Here is a 20,435-nt window from a genome sequence, read left to right as displayed (position 1 = left end):
TCAGTGCCGCACTCGCTCGCTCAGCCGCTCGGCGGCCTGGGCGACGAGTGCGGCCAGCGCGGGCAGCGTCTCGAGGTGCTCCTCGGGGAAGGTCAGCGTGAACGACCCGAGCGGCAGGCCGTTGTCGTCGACCGCGGCGGCCGAGACCGAGGCCAGGTCGGGCATGATCCAGCCCTGCTCGAAGGCGTAGCCGTCCCGTCGTACGGTCGTCAGGGCGCGGCGCAGCTCGGTCGGCGACTGCGGGCCGAGCCCGCGCCGGGTGAAGAACGACTCCTTCGACGGGAAGAGCGCCCGCACCTGCGGCACCGGCAGCCGGGCCAGCAGGGCCAGGCCGCTGGCGGTGAGGTGAGCAGGCAGCCGGACCCCCACCTCGCTGATCAGCACCGGCCGCCCCGGCGCCCGCTCCTCGATCAGGTAGACCACGTCGCTGCCGTGCAGGATCGCGAAGTGCCCGTTGTGGCCCGCATCGTCGACGAGCCGGTTGATGATCGGCTGGGCGATCCGGCGCAGCGGTGCCTGGCGCTGGTACGCCGACCCGAGCTCGTGCGCCGCGATGCCGAGCCCGTAGCGCCGGCGCTCGGCATGGTGGCGGACGTAGCCGTGCTCGATGAGCACGTCGAGCAGGTAGTACGTCGTCGACCGGGCCAGCCCGAGCTCGCGGGCGACGTGGCTGGCCGAGACCGGCTCGACGCTCGCCGAGATCACCCGCAGCACGTCGAGGGCCTGCGCCGCCGCGGGTGCTCGTCGCTCCATGCCCGCATCCTTCCAGTCCGTCTGCTCGACGACATGGCCTTGTCCCCGCAACCGTCAGGTTCGCGGGGTGTGGGGCGGGGTCGCTACTGGTCCGGTGGGTGTCCGGGATGGATGGGGTGGGTGCCGTGGTGGTCGACGCGGAACCGGAACCCGGCGGGGCTGGTCCAGATGCAGGTGGCCGGCATCACGATGTCGTAGGCCCAGGTGGAGTGGGTCTTCGCCCGGTGGTGGCGTCGGCATAGCGCCACCTCGTTGCACGGACAGGTGAGTCCACGCTGACCGTAGGGTCGGGCGTGGTCGACGTCGCAACGCTGCGCAGGTCGGGAGCAGTGGGGGAACCGACAGGCGTGGTCGCGCAGGATCACGCGGGTGCGGTGACGGTCGGGGATCTCATACGAGCCGACGGGGAGATGGTCGGCCAGGTCGATGACCGGTCGCACGATGATCGTGGTGTCCTTGGTCCGCAGCCATTCGCGGATCTGGGCCGAGGTGATGGGGCAGCGGCCCTCGTCCCACCGACCGACCGGGTTCGCGAACGGGTGATCGTCGCTGAGGGTGGTGTCGGTGATGTGGACGTTGAGGATCACCTTGCGGCCCGGGACGGTCGCGATCACCTCTCCGGTGTCCGGGGCGGGGATCAGCAGGTCCAGGGCGAGGTCGTGACGGGCGAGCTCGGCCGCTGCCTTGGAGCGCCGCACATCCAGCGACGAGTCGTCACCCAACCGGCCCAGGACCTCCGCACGGCGGGCGACCGCGACATCCAGGTCGTGTCCGTCGGCAGCATCCATGAGGGCGTCGAGGTGGACCAGGCCGTGCTCGTCGACTCCACCGATGTCGAACCGGCGTTGGTCAGCCGCGGCCCGTCGTTCGGCCTCGGCGCGCTCGGGGTCGAACCGCAGCACCGCCTCGGCCACCAGCCTCTCGAGCTGGGCCCACCCGACCCCCGAGGCGTCCCAGAGCTGCCGGTCCACGAACCCGGCCGCGTCGGCTGAGAGGGGGCGGGTGAGGTCGGCGATCCGTTCGGCCCGCCACGGCGCCAGCTTGCCGGCCACCACGGCGGCATACACGTGGGGGAGTCGCCAGGCGCACTCGATGACCCGCCCGACATAGGCCCGTCCACCGTCCGGCGACCTGCCCAACACGGCGATCAGCTCCATCAACGCGAACTCGCTGACCAACGGTGCCCCGTCGCCGGCGATCGGGACGCCGGTGTCGAGGTAGCCCTCGGTGATGGTCGCCGCGCCCTCGGGGCTGTCGATGATGTGGTCGCCGGCCCAGGTGACGATCCCCGCCCACTCCTCGACGAGGAGCTGGTTGCGGGCCTCGACCCCAGTACCCAGACGCGACAGCAGCGAGGCTGTCGTGCGGGGCGCGGTTCCGAGATCCATGACTGGATTCTCCCACTCACCCTCGACACTTCAAAGCGGCGGAAACCCGCTTGTGGACAAGGGAAACTCGATCAGCGGGTGTGGAGGACCAACGTCCCCTGACGCCGTCCGCCCGTCGCGCGCCTGGCACATCAGACCGTCGTGCCGCACAGTGGACAGTGATGACTCTTCAACGCCGGTGCCAGGAGGTGCTGGACGACCTGGTGGCCACCGGGGCCGAGACCGGCCTGCAGGTGGCCGTCCACGACCGGGGCGAGCAGGTCGTCGACGCGGTCGCCGGCGTCGCCGACAGCAGGACCGGGCGACCGGTCGTCCCGGAGACCCCGTTCTTCAGCTTCTCCGCCGCCAAGGGCGTGACCGCGCTCCTCGGCCACCTGCTGGTCGAGCGCGGCCTGATCGGCTACGACACCCCGGTTGCGGAGGTGTGGCCGGAGTTCGGGACACACGGCAAGACGGCTGCGACCCTGCGCCACGTGCTGACGCACAGCGTGGGGGTCCCCGCAATGCCCGGCGGGCTCGGGCCGGCCGATCTGGGCGACTGGCGACGGGTGTGCGCCGCGATCGCCGAGGCGCAGCCCCGGTGGCGCCCCGGCACCGAGACCGGATACCACTCCTACACCTTCGGCTTCCTGGTCGGCGAGATCGCCCGCCGCGTCACCGGGCGGCCGATGGGCTGGCTGCTCCAGGACTGGGTCGCCATGCCCCTCGGGATCTCCGGCGAGCTCTACTTCGGCGTGCCCCCGACCGAGCTCTCCCGACTCGCCAGGCTGGAGGACTCCGAGCCGCAGCCGACGGACCCGGCGGCCGACAGCATCCTGGCGCCGTGGGAGCGGCAGCCCAGTGCGTCGCTGGGCAACAGCCTCGACCTTCTCCGGGCCGATGTCCCGTCGGTGGGCACCTTCACCGCACGGGCGCTCTCGACCGTGTATGCCGCGGTCCTGGACGGTCGACTGATCGCCGCCCCCCAAAGCGTGGGGCTGTCGACGGTCGCCTTCGAGGGCACCGACCAGGTCTTCGGCAACCCCGTCCGGCTGGCCCTGGGCTACCCGCTGGGCCGCATCGGCGCCTCCGCCGGCGAGGCGTCGACCACGTTCGGCTGGCCTGGCGGCGGGGGCAGCTACGCCTACGCCGACGTCGCCACGGGGACGTCCTTCGCTGTCACCAAGAACCGCCTCGGCCGGGACTTCGGCACCGCGCAACGCCTCGCGGACATGGTGACCGCCGAGCTCGGTCCGCGTGCCGCCGACCGTCAGTGAACGACGATCGGCGACGTCGTCGCGTCCGTGCTGCCGACGCAGGTGATCCGGTAGCTGCCGGGCGGGCCGGCCACCCAGCTGACGTCGGCGACGAAGCGCAGTGCCCGGTCCCGGCGCCAGGTGATCGTCGTGGACGGCGACGAGTCGTCGGCGACCTGGAGCCAGCGGTCCTCCTCGCGCCGCTCGACCCGCAGGTACGTCGGCCGCAGCACCGCGTTCGGATGGTCGGTGCCGAAGGTCGCGGTGACCGTCTCCCCCGTGCGGGCGGTCGAGGGGGCGTGACGCACACCGGGCCGGTCCCGCCGGGTCAGGCGCGGCGACCCGAGCGGAAGGGTCCAGCGCACACGCCGTGGCCGCGGCGGCCGTCCCGGATCGATCGCGCGCCCGCTGCGCAGCGCGGTGGCGAGCTCGACGACCGCGTCCTGGAGGGCGGCCAGCTGGTGGCGGCCGAAGATCGTGGACCCGGCCTCGTAGAGCTGCTCGTCGTACTCCTCGGGCGTGGTCACGTAGTGCCCGTAGCCGTTGGCGTAACCCTGCAGCACGACGTCCTCGACATCGACGCCGAGCTCGGTCGCCACCGCCTGCCGCAGCCGCCACCCGGCGACGACGGTCACCTCGAACGGCAGGCAGACCAGGTGGAGGTGGCCCCATCGGACCAGCTGGAGCAGGTAGGTCTCCTGCACCCAGCGCAGGCTGCCGACCGGGAGGAACAGGTCCTTGGGCGCGTGCGCCGCGGCGAGCGCAGTGCGGCGGCGGTAGAGCCGGCGGGAGATCCGCTCGGGCACCGGGTTGCGGCGGCCCTCGTCGAACAGCGGCGAGCCCGGTCCGTCGGTCAGCTTGCCGGCGGCGAAGCTCGCCCCGAGGATCGCGCGGCCGGTCCGCCCGGAGCCGGCGGGCCGGCCGGCGAGCCGCACCCACCGGTGGCGTACGTCGACCAGCGGCTCCACCGCGACGCCGGGCCCGGCCGCGAGCCCGCGGGCGGCGGCCAGCTGGCGCTCGCCGATGATCCGGGTGTTGTCGCGCTCGTCGCGGGTAGGCCCATCCGTCGGCCGCAGCTCCAGGTTGGGGCTGAGGTCGCCGGCGTTGGTCTGGGCGAACGCCGTGACCAGGTCGCCGTCCTGCTCCCACCGGTGGGCCGCCCAGCCCTTGTTGTCGGCGCTGATCAGCCGGTTGCGGTTGGACATCGAGGTGTTGTGGACGCCGAACCAGCTGATGGCACCGGCCAGCCGGCCGTCGCGCTCCAGGCGCAGCAGCGTCATCCGCGGGTCGATGCCGCCGGGGAACCGGGCCCGCTCGTCGGCGGGATCACGCTCGAAGGCCGCCCGGGCCCGGTTGGCGCTCGCGTCGTGCAGCTCGCCGCGGCTGAGGACCAGCGTGGTCGGCGCGAGGTCGGCGTCGGCGCGGGCGATCGCCTCCACCACGCCGTCGACCAGCCGCTCGAAGGTCCGCGGGCGGAAGCCGCCGGTGGTGATGTTGTAGAGGATGTCGTGCCCGTGGCCGCCGGGCCCGCAGTGGGTGTGGGTGGCGGTGAGCACGACGTTGTCCGGGCCGTACCGGGTGCCGAACCGGGCGCTCAGCCGCTCGTGGATCGCCGCCACGGTCGTCTGGAAGAACATGCCGATGTCGGCCACCACGAACGCCACACGGCGATGGCCGTCGTCGAGCACGAACGCGCGGGCGTACTGCCGCGAGAGGATGCCGCGGGTGCGCTGGTCCGGCATCCCGTAGCCCATCATCCCGACGCCCCACGGCTCGCCGGTGACATCGGCGAGACCGCGACCGGCACGCCAGCCCCGCCGGTCGGCGGTCACCGCCGTCGCCGCGCGGCGTCCCGCAACGCCTGCTCCGGGTCGGTCCCCGCCGCCCGGGCCTCGGCGACCAGTGCGAGCAGCCGCTCCCCCAGGTCGGTCGAGTCCGCCGCCACGTCGAGCGGCAGCCCGGCCCGCTCGCGCCGGGCGAGCACCTTGTCGGCGTACAGCAGGGCGGGCAGCGCGGACGGCAGGTCGGGCGGACCGGCACCGTCAGGACGCTCGGCCGCCTTGATCCGCTGCCAGCGCTCGTCGACCTGGTCGGCCGTGAGGCCGCCGGCCGCGTCCTCGGGACGGTCGCCGAAGACGTGCGGGTTGCGACGGTGCATCTTGGCGGTGATCCCGCGGGCGACGTCGTCGAGGTCGAAGTCGCCGCGCTCCTCGGCGATCACGGCGTGGAAGACGACCTGCAGCAGCAGGTCGCCCAGCTCCTCGGCCAGGTGCCCGAAGTCGCCGCTCGCCTCGGCGTCGTCGATGGCGTCGACCGTCTCGTAGGTCTCCTCGAGCAGGTAGCGCACCAGCGAGCGGTGCGTCTGCTCCTGCTTCCAGGGGCACTCGGCACGCAGCCGCCGCATCACCGCGACGAACTCGGCGACCGCTCCGTCCGCGGGGGCAGGCACGGCTCTCCCGGCTCAGCCCTGGGGCGCGGCCGCCGCCGGGGCCACGGCCGAACCGCAGCGCTGCTCGGCGGGCAGGTCCGCGACCTGCTCGGGGGTGAGCGCGGTGGTGTCGCTGGCGTCCTTGGCCTCGCGGCTGACCGGGACCGACAGCGGGTCGCCGCCGAAGACACCGGTCTCGGCGTCGTAGGCACCGAAGACGGGGTTGAAGGTGACGTCCTGGTCGGCGAGCCACTGGGTGATCAGGTCGATGCCCGCGGCGACGGCCTCCTGGCCCTCGACCCCGGCGTCGTCGGCGCCGAGCTGGGCGACCGGGTCGCTGAGCCGCTGCTGGATCCAGGTCAGCCACTCGAAGGTCTCGTAGTTGTCGTCGTCGATCGTGCCGAGCGGCTCCCAGGCCTGCTGGACGGCGGTGCGGTCGATCGCCTCCGACGGCAGGGTCACGCCGTGCTCCTCCGCGAGGGCGTCGACGGCGACCGCCTGCGTCCAGCCGACGACGAACTGGGCGCGGATCAGCGCGGTGGGCGCGGCCGACGCCTGCGGGTTGGCCGCCCGCAGCGCGCAGTAGTCCTCGACCGCCTGGTCGACCTTGCTGAGCCGGAGCTGCTGGCCCTCGACCTCGGCGGCGAGGCCCGGCTTGACACTCTCGTCGGAGACGCCACAGCCGGCGGCCAGCAGGGCCGTCGCGGACAGGGCCGCCACGGCGGGCAGGAACCTCGGCACGGACCTGGACGCGAACCTGGGCACGAACGAGGGGCGCACACTCACTCCTTGGGGTCGATGACCGAGTCGATGACGAGTCTGGCCCATTCAAGCAGGGCGACCCCTTCCAGGGGGGTGCCCGTCCGCCCCGGGATGCCGGGCCGCGGCACCAGGATCGACTCGAGCTGGTGCTTGACGATCGACTTCGGGTAGAGCCGGTTGAGCCGGATGGTCCGCGACTCCGGGAGCACGACGGGGTGGAAGCGCACGTTCTTGCCGACCGTGGTGACCTCCTTGACCCCCGCCTGTCGCACCCGTGCCCGGAAGCGCGCCACGAGGAGCAGCGCCGTGACCTGCTCCGGCGGCTCGCCGTAGCGGTCCTGGAGCTCGGCGACGATCTCGTCGACGTCGGCGTCGGTGCGCACCTCGGCCAGGCGCTTGTAGATCTCCAGCCGGAGCCGCTCGCTCGGGATGTAGTCGTGCGGCAGGTGCGCCTCGACCGGAAGCTCGATGCGGACCTCCTCGAGCTGCTCCGGCGCTCCGCCGTCCGAGCGGAAGTCGCGCACCGCCTCGCCGACCAGGCGGACGTAGAGGTCGAAGCCGACGTCGGCGATGTGACCGGACTGCTCGCCGCCGAGCAGGTTGCCGGCGCCGCGGATCTCCAGGTCCTTCATCGCGATCGCCATGCCGCCACCGAGGTCGGAGTGCTGCGCCAGCGTCGCGAGCCGCTCGTGGGCGGTCTCGGTGAGCGGCTTCTCGGTCGGGTAGAGGAAGTAGGCGTAGGCCCGCTCCCGGGACCGGCCGACCCGGCCACGCAGCTGGTGCAGCTGGGAGAGGCCGAGCGTGTCGGAGCGCTCGATGATCATCGTGTTGGCGTTGGAGACGTCGATGCCGGACTCCACGATCGTCGTGCAGACGAGGACGTCGAAGTTCTTCTCCCAGAAGTCGAGCATCACCTGCTCGAGCTGGTGCTCGCCCAGCTGGCCGTGGGCGGTCGCTACCCGGGCCTCCGGCACGAGCTCGCGGAGCTTCGCCGCGGCCTTCTCGATCGAGCTGACCCGGTTGTGGATGTAGAACACCTGGCCGTCACGGAGCAGCTCACGACGGATCGCCGCCACCACCTGCCGGTCCTCGTAGCCGCCGACATAGGTCAGCACCGGGTGCCGCTCCTCCGGCGGCGTGGTGATCGTCGACATCTCGCGGATGCCGGTGATCGCCATCTCCAAGGTGCGCGGGATGGGGGTCGCGCTCATGGAGAGGACGTCCACGGAGGTGCGCAGGCGCTTCATCGCCTCCTTGTGCTCGACGCCGAAGCGCTGCTCCTCGTCGACGATGATCAGGCCGAGGTCCTTGAACTTCGTGTCGGCGTTGAAGAGCCGGTGGGTGCCGACCACGACGTCGACGGTGCCGTCGGCGAGGCCGGCGATGGTCTCGGCCGCCTCCTTGTCGGTCTGGAAGCGGCTCAGCGCCTTGAGGACGACGGGGAACCCGCTCATCCGCTCGCTGAAGGTGTCGAGGTGCTGGTTGACGAGCAGGGTCGTCGGTACCAGGACCGCGACCTGCTTGCCCTCCTGGACCGCCTTGAACGCGGCCCGGACCGCGATCTCGGTCTTGCCGTAGCCGACGTCGCCGCAGATGAGGCGGTCCATCGGGACCGTGCGCTCCATGTCGGCCTTGACCTCGTCGACCGTGGTCAGCTGGTCGGGGGTCTCGTGGAACGGGAAGGCGTCCTCGAGCTCGCGCTGCCAGGGGGTGTCGGGACCGAACGCGTGGCCCTGGGTCGCCTGCCGGGCGGCGTACAGCTTGATCAGCTCCGCGGCGATCTCGCGGACCGCCTTGCGCGCCTTGTTCTTGCGCTTGGTCCAGTCGCCTCCCCCGAGCCGGTCGAGGCTGGGCTGCTCGCCGCCGACGTAGCGGGTGACCTGGTCGAGGGTGTCGGCCGGCACGAACAGCCGGTCGGCCGGGCCACCGCGCTTGGACGGGCCGTACTCCAGCACGAGGTACTCGCGCACCGCGCCCTGCACCTCACGCTGCTTCATCTCCACGAACCGGCCGACGCCGTGCTGCTCGTGCACGACGTAGTCGCCGGCCTTGAGCTCGAGGGGGTCGATCTGCCGCTTGCGGCGTACCGGCATCGCGCCCTTGTCACGCGTGGAGGCCTTGGTGCCGACGATGTCCTCGCCGGTGAGGATCACGAAGCCGCGCCCGGTGTCGACCAGTCCGTGGCCCAGGTTTCCGCACGTGATCGTGACGACCGCCGGGTCGAGCACGTGGCCGGCGGGGAGCTCCTCGACGAGCCGGGCGGGCACGTCCTGCTCCCCCAACGCCTCGACCATGCGCTGCGCCGGGCCGTGACCGACGTGGACGACGGCGACCGCGTGACCCTCGGAGCGCCAGCGGGCGATGTCGGCGAAGGCCTTCCCCACGTCACCGCGGTACGACGGCGCCGGTGATACTCCCTGCTCAGAAGCACCGTTCGCGGGCGCTTCCTGGTGCTTCTGCCCCGGGACTATCGTGTCGTCCAGGCCGAACGGGCTGAACGTCCACCAGGCCTGGCCCCGCTCGCGGGCGTGGGTGCGGACGTCGGCGAGCGACTGGTACGACGCCGCCTGCAGGTCGACCGGCGCCTGACCGCCGCTCGCGGCCGTCGCCCAGGACGCGGCGAGGAACTCCTCGCTGGTCGCCACCAGGTCGTGGGCGCGAGCGCGGGCGCGCTCGGGGTCGAGCACCAGGACCCGGGTGTCCTCGGGCATCAGGTCGACGAGCAGCTCCAGGTCGTCGACGAGCGCCGGGATGAGCGCCTCCATGCCCTCGACGGCGATGCCCTCGGCGAGCTTGTCGGTGATCTCGAGGAGCTGCGGGTGGGTGCGGCCCAGCTCCGCCGCCCGCGCGCGCACCTGGTCGGTGAGCAGCAGCTCCCGGCAGGGCGGCGCCCACAGCCGGTTCACCTTCGCGATGGTGCGCTGGTCGGCGACCGCGAACGAGCGGATCTCGTCGATGTCGTCGCCGAAGAACTCCACGCGCAGCGGATGCTCCTCGGTCGGCGGGAAGACGTCGACGATGCCGCCGCGCACGGCGAACTCACCCCGCCGCTCGACCAGGTCGACCCGGGAGTAGGCCGCGCCGACGAGTCCGGCGACCACCTCGTCGATCTCGGCCGTGCCGCCGACGGCCAGCTCGACCGGGACCAGGTCGCCGAGGCCCTTGACCTGGGGCTGCAGCACGCTGCGCACGGGCGCGACGACGACCTGGACCGGGCCGGTCGTCGCGTCGGTCCCCGGGTGGCAGAGCCGGCGGAGCACGGCCAGCCGACGGCCGACCGTGTCGCTGCGCGGGCTCAGCCGCTCGTGGGGCAGGGTCTCCCAGCTCGGGTAGTAGGCGACGGCCGTCGGGTCGACCAGGTCGCCCAGCTCGGCGACGAGCTGCTCGGCCTCGCGGGTGGTCGCGGTGACGACCAGCACCGGGCGCCCCGCCCGGACCAGTCCGGTCACCAGGAAGGGCCGCAGGGCCTCCGGACCGGTCAGCTCACCGGTCGGCTGGGTGCCGTCGACCGCGCCCGCGAGCGCGGCGGACAGGGTCGGGTCGGCGAGGACGGCGTCGGCGAGGCCGGCGAGACTCACAAGGCACACCTTCGGTCAGGGGACAGCACGATCGCCCCCGGTCCGGGACGACCGGGGGTGCGGCGACCAGCCTACGGCCCGTCGCCGACATCCCCCGAGGCCATCGGGTCCGTTGCGGGGAGAGAGCAGGATCCGTGTGTAACGCTGGGGGTCCCCGGGACGAAGTAGGGGCATGAACGATGACGAGGGTCTGGTCGCTTCGATAGCTCGCGACCCCGACGCGCTGGAGGCGTTCTACCGCGAGCACGTAGGCGCGGTCGGCCGGTTCGTCGCCCGCAGGGTCGACGATCCACACTGGGCCGCCGACCTGACCACGGACATCTTCCTGGCCGCCGTGGACGCCGCTGAGTCCTACCGCCCGAGCCGCGGAACCCCGACAGGCTGGTTGTACGGAATCGCCCGGAACGTCCTCGCCGACCAGGTCCGTCGCCGCGCTCGTGAACGAGCGGCCCTGCAACGTGCGGGAGGCCGGCGGCACCTCGAGGGAGACGCGCTGGCTCGGATCGAGGAGCGGATCGACGCCGAGCGCGAGCTCCGCGAGGTGTACCGGGCACTGGCCGAGCTGCCCGAGCGCGATCGGCGCGTCATCGAGCTGGTCGCTCTCGACGGTCTCACCGTGACCGACGCCGCGGCCGTGCTGGGGGTGAAGCCGGCCACCGCGCGGGTCCGGCTGCACCGCAGCCGGGCCCGGGTCGATCAACTCATCCAGGCGGCGGCCTGCCCGCCGCCGATCCGCATCCAGGAGGCAACATCATGACCACCCAGCTACCTGACCACACCGCCGGACCGCCCGAGCTGGACAGCTTCGAACGAGAGCTCCTCGCCGAGCTGCGCTCGGTGGTGATCCGGCGCAACGCCGGCACAGCCGGCGCTGCCTCCCAGGCTCGGCGGCGCAGGCGGGTGCGCCTGGCCGCCGCGACCGGCAGCGCTGTCGTCGCAGCTCTTGCCGGCGGCAGCCTGCTCGCCGGCGGTTCGCCCGCCTTCGCGGTCGAGACGGGGCCGAGCGGCGCGGTGGTGATCCGCATCCACGAGTTCAAGGACGCGAGCGCCCTGGAGTCGGCGCTCGCCGAGCAGGGCGTCGAGGCAGCCGTCGACTACAGCGGTCACGGCTCGTCGCTGACCGTCGACGAGCAGGGCAACGTCAGTCCCGACGGGCCGGATCTTCCTGCCGATGGATCGTTGACACCCTCCGATCCCGTGCCGATGGACGCGACGTTCACCGACGATGCGTCGAGCGGTTGCGGCCTCACCACGGCGGGAGAGTCGGCCATCACCCTCGAACGTGACGGGGAGGACTACCTGGTGACCCTGGCCGGTCCGACCGTGACCAGCGGCAGCGCCCTGAAGCTGAGTACGGCGACCGGTCCCCACGGGGACACCATCGTCGCCACCTACCAGTTCGGCGGCGCCAGGTGCGGAGCGATGCTCACGCGCTGAGCCCCCGACAGCGACGTCCGGGCCCGACTGATGCCCTCAGCCGAAGCGGCCGTTGACGTAGTCGTAGGTGCGGGAGTCCTGAGGCCCCTGGAACATCGCCTCGGTGTCGCCGTGCTCGACGATCACGCCGGGCTGGCCCTGGGAGGCGAGGAAGAAGGCGCACTGGTCCGAGACGCGCGCGGCCTGCTGCATGTTGTGGGTGACGATCACGATCGTCACCTCCCGGGCGAGCTCGAGCATCGTCTCCTCGATCACCCGGGTGGACGTCGGGTCGAGGGCGGAGCACGGCTCGTCCATGAGCAGCACCCGCGGGCGGATCGCCAGCGACCGCGCGATGCACAGCCGCTGCTGCTGCCCGCCGGACAGCCCGCCGCCGGGGGCGTCGAGCCGGTCCTTGACCTCGTTCCACAGGCCGCCCTTGACCAGGCAGGACTCGACGAGGTCGTCCTTGTCGGCCTTCCTCATCCGGGTGCCGGTGAGCTTGAGGCCGGCGAGCACGTTCTCCCGGATCGACATCGCCGGGAACGGGTTCGGCTTCTGGAACACCATGCCGATCGACCGGCGGGCGTCGATGAGCCGCTTGCCCGGGTCGTAGATGTCCTCCCCGTCGAGCAGCACCTCGCCGGCCAGCTGCGCCGACGGGACGAGCTCGTGCATCCGGTTGAGGATGCGCAGGAAGGTGGACTTGCCGCAGCCCGACGGTCCGATCAGGGCCGTGATCCGGCCGGCGGCCATCGTGAGGGAGACCCGGTCGAGGACCTTGTGGTCGCCGAACCACGCGGTGATGTCGCGGGCCTCGATCTCGGCCAGGCTCGTGCGCTCGGCGACGTCGACCGGCAGGGCTGGATCGAGCCGGGGTACGTCGGCGCCGACCGCCGGGATGACGGTCGTGTGGTCGGCGTTGAGGTCCATGGTGGGCACTTCCTGTCGGGGCGCGGTGCCGGGCGGCCCGTGGGCCGCCCGGCACCGGTGCTACGCGTGATCCGGGTGGTGCGGAACTGCGGGGTACCGCGTCAGGACGCCGCGGCGACCGCGGCGGTGGCGGTCTTGACGGCCTGCTTGGCCTTCTTCAGCTTCTTCTTCAGCTTGACCTTCTTGGCTCCCGTGGCCTTCTTGACCTGCTTCTTCAGCTTGGCCACCTTGGCCTGCGCCTTGTCCAGCTGCGCCTGTGCCGCCGCGAGGGCCGGCGACGGGCCGGTGGCCGGCGGCGCGTAGTTCACCGTGACGGTCGCCTCGGAGCCGAGGTACTTCGCGTTGTTGGGCGTGAAGACGGCCCGATAGGTGTGCACGCCGACCGTCGGTGACGGGACCACGTAGGTGCCCTCACCGGACACGAGCGGGGCGGCGTTCGGGTTCAGCAGCGTGGTGCCCTCGTAGAAGGAGACCGAGCCAGTGGGCTGCGAGGAGCCGGAGACCTTGGCGGACAGTCGCACACCGGCCGCCAGGTTGGTGCCGGTCAGAGCAGTGCTGCTCTGGACGACCTCGTTGGTGGCGAACTCGGTGGTGCTGTCGTTGTTCGTGCCGCAGACACCACCGTTGGCAGGGGTGGCGAGCTGCTTGAGGCCACCGGCCGCGATCGCCTCGGCCGCGGCGGCCGAGCACAGGAATCCGTTCTCACCGAAGAACGCCTGGAACTCGGGCTTGGCGTAGTCGCCCGCGCGGACAGCGTTGTAGACGGCCCTCTTGAAGGCGACCGCGCCCTCGATCAGCCGGACCGTGTTGCCCGGGATCAGCTCGGCGCGGCCCTTGGAGATCGGCACGATGGCGTTGGCGTCGGCCTTCACCGGAGCGTCGCTGTGCTCCTGGACAGGAGTGCCCTCGACGTCGTCCATGACGCAGGAGCCGTAGTCCGAGAGGCCCAGGGCGACCAGCTGCGCCTTGAAGAACTTCTCCGTTCCCGAGCCGGGTTGCGGAACGTAGGCCTTGATCGGGCCGGCGGTGCCACCGACATCGGTCCAGTTGTCGGCCGTGCAGTCGTAGATGCTCTTCAGCTGAGCACCGGTCAACGTGGCCGGGGCGTGGGACGGGGTCGTGTTGGACACGGCCATCACGACCGTGTCCAGCGCGAACGGGATGCCGGCGAGCTCGTCGCCCTCCGCACCGGTCTTCACCGCGTCGGAGGAACGGGCGAAGTCCACGTCCGAGTAGTCGGCGGTGCGCATCTTGTTCTTGCCGTCGCTCGAGCCGTTGGGCCGGGTCTTGGCGCCATTGGTCGGAAGGTTGATCTCACCGCCGCCCAAGGCACTGAAGGTGGCGATGTCGAAGGTCTGGCCGTAGTCGGCCTTGGCGCCGCCGTTCCACACCAGGGCCGCCTGGTGGAGGGCGATCATGGTGGTGTCGGAGCCGACGCCGATCAGGTCGGCGGCGACCGGGGCGGCCTTGCTGTCCTCGGGCTGCGGGTTGTAGGCGGCGTGGGCCGGAGAGGCGATCATCGTCACCGCCGACGTGGCCACCGCGGCTGCGAAGGTGGCCGTGAGGGTCTTGCGTACAGACATTGCGTGTTCGACTTTCTGTGAGAGGCATACGACTGCCGGTGCAGCCGCGGTCGATACGCCGCCAGGGGCGGCGGGGTCAGGTCAGGTTGGGCAGGAGCCGCATCACTCCGTCGGTCGTCACCCAGGCCAGGGCGATCGCGAGGGGGGTCGCAACCACCCACACGTGCACCAGCGACCATCTCTGACGGGCGGCGATGACCCCGAGGGTCAACGCCAGGAGCAGCGCGAGATCGAGGGCGAGCAGGGGCAGCACCCCTGTGTCGATGCCCATCGGCTTCTCCGACTCGGGGACCGTCGGCGGCAGGCCGGACGGCGCGGGGAACGCCGAGGATGCCTCGGCGTCGACGTACAGGGTCTCGCCCGGCGCGATCGCGCCCAGCCGGCCGCTCCCCTCGGCGGTGACCAGCGTCAGCCGGGATCGTCCGCTCGCGAGCGGCTGCGGCAGCGGGTCGCCGCTGCGCCGCAGCGCCTGCACGGTGAACACGACCCGTCCCTGGCCGACGGTGACCTCGATCCGGTCGCCCGGCTCGAGGTGCTCGACGTCGGCGAACGGGCTGCCGTACGTCGCCGCGCGGCCGAGTACGACGGACGTGCCGGCCTGGCCGGGCAGCACGGTGTTGCGGAGGTGGCCGGGGCCGGCGAGCAGGTCGCCGGAGGCGGTGCCCTCGACCACGACCTGCTGCAGGCCCAGGCGCGGGATCTCCAGCAGCGCGACCGGCGCACCCGGCTCCGTGACCGGCCCGACCGGTGCGGTCGCCGCGGCGACCTGGGCACGGAACTCGCCGTAGAGCAGCGACTGGCTGCGCTCCTGGGCGACGCCGCCGAGCACGAGCATCTGCAGTGCCATCCACAGCGTGACCAGGGCGACCATGGTGGTCGAGGTGCTGATCACCGAGCTTGCCGTCTCCACCCGGTTGGGCGGCCCGGCCGGCTGCACCGGGCGCGGCGCGCGACGCTGGGGTGCCTGCCGCCGGAACCGGGACCCGCGCCCCTGCGTCGCCGGCTGCTCGTGGGTCACGACCTGTGGGTCGTCCAGGGCGGTCATCGGCGACTCCGCAGGGTGACGACGCGCGAGACCGCGCTGACGACCGCGAAGACGAGGCCGAGCATGAGCAGCACCGGCAGCAGCCGGCCGCTCCACTCCGAGGACACCGCCTTCGTCGGTGGCATGGTGAGCGCCTCGGGAGCCGCCGCCGGACCCGCGGCGGGCGCGGCGACGACCGGCTCGCCGACGGGGACAGCCTCGGGCGAGCCCGGGGTCACGGTCGCGGGTCCCGCCTCCGGCGGCGCGACCGGCACCTTCTGCTGCTCGATGGCCCGGGCGACCGCCTGGGCGCGGGTGTACAACGCCTTGGTGGCGCCGCTCTTGCGGATCGGCACGAATCCACCGGGCAGCTGGCCGTTGCCGCTGCCGGACCGCTGGCCCTCCGTGGTGGCGGTGCGGATGAACTGGGCGACCTTGGCGGCGTCCTTCTTGTCCAGGTTCTGCAGCCGCGCTGCTGTGTAGACGAGCATGGTGCCGGGGTAGGCGTTGCCCGCCTTGCGGAGCTCGACCATGTCCATCTCGAACGGACCGCGCTTCCCGTCCGGCTCGATCACCTTCATGGCCGCCGTCAGCGAGTCGGTCGTCGGCGTGACGTACTTGTCCTTGCGGGTCTCCAGGCCCGCGGTGCGCAGCCCGTAGCGCTGGGCGTCACCGAGGCTGACGACGCCGAGCATGAACCGGTCGCCGTAGTGCTGGCGCTCGACCCGGCCGACCTTGTAGATCGGCGGCGTCACGCTGAGGTCGGTGTCGCAGCGGGTCTGGACGTTGGGCCAGGCGTCCAGCAGGGCCTCGGCGACCTTGCGCATCGTCGACACCGGGGCGGCGAGGTCGTTGAAGTACGTCGACGGGTTGTTCGCCTTGCAGTCCGTGCCTCCCTGAGGCACGAAGTCGTCCAGCAGCGGCCACTCGTCGCGGGGCAGCTTGATCTTCTTGTAGGACGGGTTGACCCGCATCCCCCAGGGGTCGGCCTTGCCCTTGACGAAGGCCATCGCCTCCTTGTCGGCCGCGATGTACTCGGTCAGCTGGCGGATCACGTCGGAGGAGTTCGACAGCGACAGAAGGGTCGCGCCCGCTTCCAGCGCATTGTCTGTCAGGCCGGGGTTGAGCGCGGTGAACTCGGGATCCTTCGTGATGGCCCAGGGGTTCTGCTCCATGCCGGGGTGGGCCGCGCCGTAGCTGGATCCGACGTACGACTGCGTCACCAGCTTGGCCAGCAGCCGGGCGTTGAGCCGCAGATCGGTGTACTCGCCGGCGTTCTCCGGCCGGTCGACGATGTAGCCGATGCCGAAGCCGGTCAGCGCGACCGGCGCGTAGCCGACGGGATCGCCCTCCGACTCGTACTTCGAGGACACCAGCGCCGCCGCCCCGCCCCCGGAGGCCATCAGCGAGAAGCCCGCCTGGTCGGGCATCTGGTTGTGCTGGAACTTGAACCGCTTCTTGTTCAGGCAGTACGCCGGCGCCCACTGGAGCGCCGCCTGGGCGAGCAGCTCCGAGCCGTAGAAGCCGGTGGGCGCGCGCGGGTCGAGGATGTCGCAGGTGTCCGGCGGGTCGCCGAAGGTCACCGGGATCGCGAACCGGTTGCGCCAGTTCGACTCCGCCCACCACAGAGCCGGCGAGACCGCCTGGTCGACGCCGGTGCTGGTGAAGTTGCTGGAGCCGGGAGAGAACTGACCGGTCCGGCGGCAGGACTTCTCGACGGGTGTCATCTGCTGCTCGACCTCTGTCGAGGCACTCTCGCAGCTGATGCCCCCGATCGGGATGACCACGATCGAGCAGGCGACCTGCTTGCTGCAGCCGAGGGACTCGTTCTCGACGTCGGTGCGAACCTCGAACTGCGCCGATCCCCGCCCTTGGGCATCGGTGTAGCCGGCGATCTCATTGGCCGGGAGCGCCGCCTCCGAGGCGGCCTCCGGCGGCATGGTCTTGGCGTCGCAGGCCGGGTAGACCTGCCCCTTCGCGCTGACGAAGGGAACCAGCCGGGTGTAGGTGACACCCGATCGGTCCACGTCCGGACAACGATCGGCGCCGGGTACGTCGCCGAGAGCGCTGCTGACCTGCGTCTTGGCGGATCCGAGGGCGTGGAGATCCTCGGTCCACGTCGCGTCACTGGGCGACCGCGACACCTGGGAGCGCTGGCCGAAGGACGAGGTCCAGCAGGTCTCCGGCTTCACGTCGTCGCCGGTGCCCCGGCACTGCAGCACCACGACCGGGTACTCCTGGTTCATCCCCCCGGGCCCGAACGGGTCGTTGGCCCGGCCCGCGCTGGGCTGGGCGCCACTCCAGGTGATGCCGACCCGCTCGCGACCGCGCAGGTTCTGCGTGTGGTCCGCGCTGACGGTGACCTGCCATGCGCCGCCGGTGTTCGGGTCGGAGATCGCGGTCGACGTACCGTCCGCGGCGATGAGCTCGCGCTGCATCGACTTGGTCTGGCTCCAGGCGTCGCCGGCGACGGCGGCGCGCGGCGTGACGGGCTGCGGCCGGTCGGCGATCGCCGGGGCGCTCACGCCGGTGCTCGCACTCGCGGCGACGACCAGCGCGACCAGGCCCAGCCGGATCCCCCGCCTCATCGGGCGCCCCGCGACGTCAGCCGGCGGCGGAGCGCCGTGGCCAGCAGCCCCGGCAGCAGCACGAGGGCGAGCAGCTCGACGACGATCAGCCAGCCGAACGGGCGACGGTCGCCGGCCCGGTCCGCCGAGAGCGTGTCGGGCGAGGCGTAGACGTCCTGCGTGCCGCCGGAGACCGGGACGGTTCCGCTCTCCGCGACGGGCACGTCCTGACCGGTGGCCGGGTCGACGGCGGCCGGCGGGGCCTCGCCCGCCGCGGCGGCCGGTGGCGGGGCGGCGCCGTCGGTGGCCGGCTCTCCCGTGCCGGTCTCGGTGCCGCACGGTCCGGCGCCCTCCTTGTCGCACTCCGGCGGCTTCGGCGCCTTCTGGGCGAGCAGGTTCTTGTCGGGGTTCTTGCCGTCGAAGGTCGGGTTGTTGCAGCTCTTGACGTCGCGGTCGGTGAGCTCGACGGCCGGGTCCGCCGCCTTCAGCTTCGCGATCTGCTCGAAGCCGGCCTGGACCAGGTTGAGCGGCAGCGACGAGTAGCCGTAGGCGCCGGCCTTGGTCTGCCCGGTGCACAGCGAGTAGTACATGAAGTCGGCGAGCGTCTGCCGCTTGGCCGTCGACATCCGCTGGTCGCTGCCACCGGTGGGCAGCAGCATGTAGGAGTACGACGAGATCGGGTAGGACCGCGGGTCGTTGTAGGTGTAGACGCCGTCGAGGTTCTGGGTCAGGTAGAGCTGCGACGTCGTGTCCATGTTGATCTTGGCCTGGGTCAGCGCCACCGCGGTGTTGTACTGCGTCGGCTCGACGAAGTAGCCGGCCGCGTTCTTGACCTTCACCACGGGGTAGTCGGCGTTGATCGCGTACGAGTACTCGACGTAGCCGATCATCCCGTTGCCCGAGAAGCCCTTGATCGTGTTCATCACCTGGTCGGACCCGGCCTGGCTGACCATCCGGCTGCCCGACTTCTTCGGGTAGTACGACGTGAGGCCGGACCGCCCGAAGTAGGGGCGCCAGATGCCGGAGTGCTGCTTGTCCATCCAGGTCGTGAACTGCGCCGTCGTGCCCGAGCCGTCGGAGCGCACCACGGGAATGATCGGCAGGGAGGGGAACTTCCGGCCGTTGTTGTCCTTGGCGATCGCCGGGTCGTCCCAGTTGGTGATCTGGTCGGTGAAGATCTTGGCGAGCGTCTCGCCCGACAGCCGGAGGTTCTTGACCTGCTGCTTGCCGATCTTGAGCTGGTAGGTGAAGGCGGTGCCGCCCGCGACGATCGGCAGGTAGGCGTACTGGCGGCCCTGGCTGGTGTCGGCCTGCCCCTGCTCGTCGGTGCCCTGGTAGGGGATCTCGGAGATCGCGAAGTCGACGCTGTTGTTGGCGAAGTCCTTGCGCCCCTTGGTCGACCCGCCACCGGTGTAGACGACCTTCATGCCGTTGGCGTTCACGTCGGCGATCCACTGCTGGACGATCAGCTCCGACCACGTCGACCCGGTGCCCTCGATCTGGGCATAGGGGACGGCGGCATGGGCAGCGAGCGGGACGCTGACACCACACACGAGTGCCACCAGGGCCGCCACGAGGCGCTTCACGGGTTCTCCTTCACGGGACGGGTCCCCGTCGTCTTCGACGGCCGGGTCTTCTTCGCCCTCTTCGGGCGGGCCACGAGCCGCGCCAGGACGAACAGGAACAGCACGAGGGCGAGCAGCACCGTCGCCGCGGCGAAGGCCCGGGTGATCGCCTGGGGCTCGCCGCTGCGGACGGTCGTGTAGATGTAGAGCGGGAGCGAGTTCATGACGCCGTCGGTCGGCCCGACGACCATGAACGCGGCCGCCCCCGAGGTGAGCAGCACCGGCGAGGTCTCCCCCACCCCCCGGGCGACGCCGAGGATGACGGCGGTCGCGAGGCCGGGACGGGCCGTCGGGAGCACGACGTGCCACACCGTCCGCCACCGGCTCGCGCCCAGCGCGAGCCCGGCCTCGCGCAGGTTGCCCGGCACCACCCGGAGTACGACGTCCGCGGCCCGGGCCACGATCGGCAGCATCATCACGGCGAGCGCGAGAGCGGCGGCCAGGCCCGAGCGGGGCCAGCCGGCGACGACGATGACCGTCGTGTAGACGAACAGGCCGGCCACGACCGACGGCAGCGCGGTCATCGCCTCGACGATGGTCCGCACCAGCACCGCGAAGCGCCCCCCGACCTCGGTCATGAAGATGGCCGTGCCGATGCCCAGCGGCAGCACGATCACCAGGGCGATGCCGATCTCGATCATCGAGCCGACCGTCGCGTGCGCGATGCCGCCCATGTCGAACGGGTCCTTCGGGCCCACGCCGGCCATGTCGTCGAGGAAGAAGTTGCCGTGCAGCAGCGGCCGCCAGCCCCGCAGCACGATGAACACCAGGGTGCTCACCAGGGCGGCGCCCACGACGAGCGCGCCGCCGGTGACGACCGCGGCCGCGACCCGGTCCCGCACCTCGACCATCGACACCGTCAGCGCCGAGAGGACGGCCGTGACCACCAGGCCGAGGACGAACCAGGTGATGAGGAACCACGCCGGCCCCGGCAGCGGGAGCAGCCGCTGGGTGACCAGCCAGGCCATGCCCAGCGCCGAGGCCCAGGCGCCCCAGCGCACGAACCGCTCGTCGAGGCTGGGCCGGCCCAGGGCGGGACGCGGCTGCGCGGGCGGCGCGTCGTCGTCGTACGACGGCAGGACGGTGGTGCCGCGCGGCTCGAACCGCGCGCCGGGCGGCGAGGTGACCGGTGAGGTGCTCATC

Annotated in this window: 15 protein-coding genes; 3 read left to right on the top strand and 12 right to left on the bottom strand. The window is 71.9% G+C overall.

Going from position 1 to position 20,435, the window contains the following annotated elements; translation table 11 throughout:
- Together KVF89_RS05310 and KVF89_RS05305 are read right to left on the bottom strand one after the other, a co-directional pair.
- The gene (locus tag KVF89_RS05310; protein ID WP_257424016.1) at nucleotides 1-753 is read right to left on the bottom strand and encodes an IclR family transcriptional regulator; all 753 of its coding nucleotides are present in this window, start codon (nucleotides 751-753) and stop codon (nucleotides 1-3) included.
- An 83-nt stretch (nucleotides 754-836) separates the two neighbouring features.
- Nucleotides 837-2,141, bottom strand: coding sequence for an HNH endonuclease signature motif containing protein (locus tag KVF89_RS05305; RefSeq protein ID WP_257424014.1), 1,305 nt, complete (start codon nucleotides 2,139-2,141; stop codon nucleotides 837-839).
- Nucleotides 2,142-2,302: 161 nt separating this feature from the next.
- Between KVF89_RS05305 and KVF89_RS05300 the strand changes: the two genes are divergently transcribed.
- Nucleotides 2,303-3,397, top strand: coding sequence for a serine hydrolase domain-containing protein (locus KVF89_RS05300; RefSeq protein ID WP_257424012.1), 1,095 nt, complete (start codon nucleotides 2,303-2,305; stop codon nucleotides 3,395-3,397).
- On the opposite strand, the gene KVF89_RS05295 is transcribed toward KVF89_RS05300, so the two are convergent.
- From KVF89_RS05295 to mfd, 4 genes are read right to left on the bottom strand one after another with little or no spacing between them, the layout of a single operon-like run.
- Nucleotides 3,391-5,208: a neutral/alkaline non-lysosomal ceramidase N-terminal domain-containing protein gene (locus KVF89_RS05295; protein WP_257424010.1), complete on the bottom strand. Its 1,818-nt coding sequence runs from the start codon at nucleotides 5,206-5,208 to the stop codon at nucleotides 3,391-3,393. The genes KVF89_RS05300 and KVF89_RS05295 overlap by 7 nt on opposite strands.
- Complete coding sequence (locus KVF89_RS05290; protein WP_257424008.1) at nucleotides 5,205-5,825, bottom strand: MazG nucleotide pyrophosphohydrolase domain-containing protein; 621 nt, start codon at nucleotides 5,823-5,825, stop codon at nucleotides 5,205-5,207. Before KVF89_RS05290 ends, KVF89_RS05295 begins: the two co-directional genes overlap by 4 nt.
- 12 nt (nucleotides 5,826-5,837) lie before the next feature.
- Complete coding sequence (locus KVF89_RS05285; RefSeq protein ID WP_257424007.1) at nucleotides 5,838-6,584, bottom strand: sigma factor-like helix-turn-helix DNA-binding protein; 747 nt, start codon at nucleotides 6,582-6,584, stop codon at nucleotides 5,838-5,840.
- Between the two features lie 2 nt (nucleotides 6,585-6,586).
- Entirely contained in the window at nucleotides 6,587-10,144 is a 3,558-nt protein-coding gene (gene mfd, locus KVF89_RS05280; RefSeq protein ID WP_257424006.1) for a transcription-repair coupling factor, read from the bottom strand.
- A 172-nt stretch (nucleotides 10,145-10,316) separates the two neighbouring features.
- Between mfd and KVF89_RS05275 the strand changes: the two genes are divergently transcribed.
- Both KVF89_RS05275 and KVF89_RS05270 read left to right on the top strand, forming a co-directional pair.
- On the top strand, nucleotides 10,317-10,901 hold the full coding sequence (locus KVF89_RS05275; RefSeq protein ID WP_257424004.1) for an RNA polymerase sigma factor: 585 nt from the start codon (nucleotides 10,317-10,319) through the stop codon (nucleotides 10,899-10,901).
- Nucleotides 10,898-11,581 (top strand): hypothetical protein, encoded by a 684-nt coding sequence (locus KVF89_RS05270; protein WP_257424002.1) that lies wholly within the window; start codon nucleotides 10,898-10,900, stop codon nucleotides 11,579-11,581. The genes KVF89_RS05275 and KVF89_RS05270 overlap by 4 nt, the downstream gene beginning before the upstream one ends.
- A gap of 36 nt (nucleotides 11,582-11,617) precedes the next feature.
- Here KVF89_RS05270 and KVF89_RS05265 read toward each other — a convergent pair whose 3' ends face one another.
- From KVF89_RS05265 to pstA, 6 genes are all read right to left on the bottom strand, one after another.
- Nucleotides 11,618-12,493, bottom strand: coding sequence for a phosphate ABC transporter ATP-binding protein (locus KVF89_RS05265; RefSeq protein ID WP_257424000.1), 876 nt, complete (start codon nucleotides 12,491-12,493; stop codon nucleotides 11,618-11,620).
- 101 nt (nucleotides 12,494-12,594) lie between these two features.
- Nucleotides 12,595-14,076 carry a substrate-binding domain-containing protein gene (locus KVF89_RS05260; protein ID WP_257423998.1) on the bottom strand — a complete coding sequence of 494 codons (1,482 nt, stop codon included), beginning with the start codon at nucleotides 14,074-14,076 and terminating at the stop codon, nucleotides 12,595-12,597.
- 76 nt (nucleotides 14,077-14,152) lie between these two features.
- Nucleotides 14,153-15,121, bottom strand: a complete 969-nt coding sequence (locus KVF89_RS05255) for a sortase (protein ID WP_257423996.1) — start codon at nucleotides 15,119-15,121, stop codon at nucleotides 14,153-14,155.
- A complete protein-coding gene (locus KVF89_RS05250) occupies nucleotides 15,118-17,688 on the bottom strand; it encodes a hypothetical protein (RefSeq protein ID WP_257423994.1) in 2,571 nt (856 codons plus the stop codon). Before KVF89_RS05250 ends, KVF89_RS05255 begins: the two co-directional genes overlap by 4 nt.
- Nucleotides 17,685-19,253: a phosphate ABC transporter substrate-binding protein PstS gene (locus KVF89_RS05245; protein ID WP_257423993.1), complete on the bottom strand. Its 1,569-nt coding sequence runs from the start codon at nucleotides 19,251-19,253 to the stop codon at nucleotides 17,685-17,687. Before KVF89_RS05245 ends, KVF89_RS05250 begins: the two co-directional genes overlap by 4 nt.
- Nucleotides 19,250-20,434, bottom strand: a complete 1,185-nt coding sequence (gene pstA / locus KVF89_RS05240; protein ID WP_257423990.1) for a phosphate ABC transporter permease PstA — start codon at nucleotides 20,432-20,434, stop codon at nucleotides 19,250-19,252. The genes KVF89_RS05245 and pstA overlap by 4 nt, the downstream gene beginning before the upstream one ends.
- Nucleotide 20,435 lies beyond the last annotated feature (1 nt).

The sequence above is a fragment of the Nocardioides carbamazepini genome, assembly GCF_024614185.1.
Taxonomy (GTDB): Bacteria; Actinomycetota; Actinomycetes; order Propionibacteriales; family Nocardioidaceae; genus Nocardioides; species Nocardioides carbamazepini.
The sequence above is the reverse complement of the archived record's forward strand: the minus strand, read 5'-3'. Positions and strand labels throughout refer to the sequence as shown.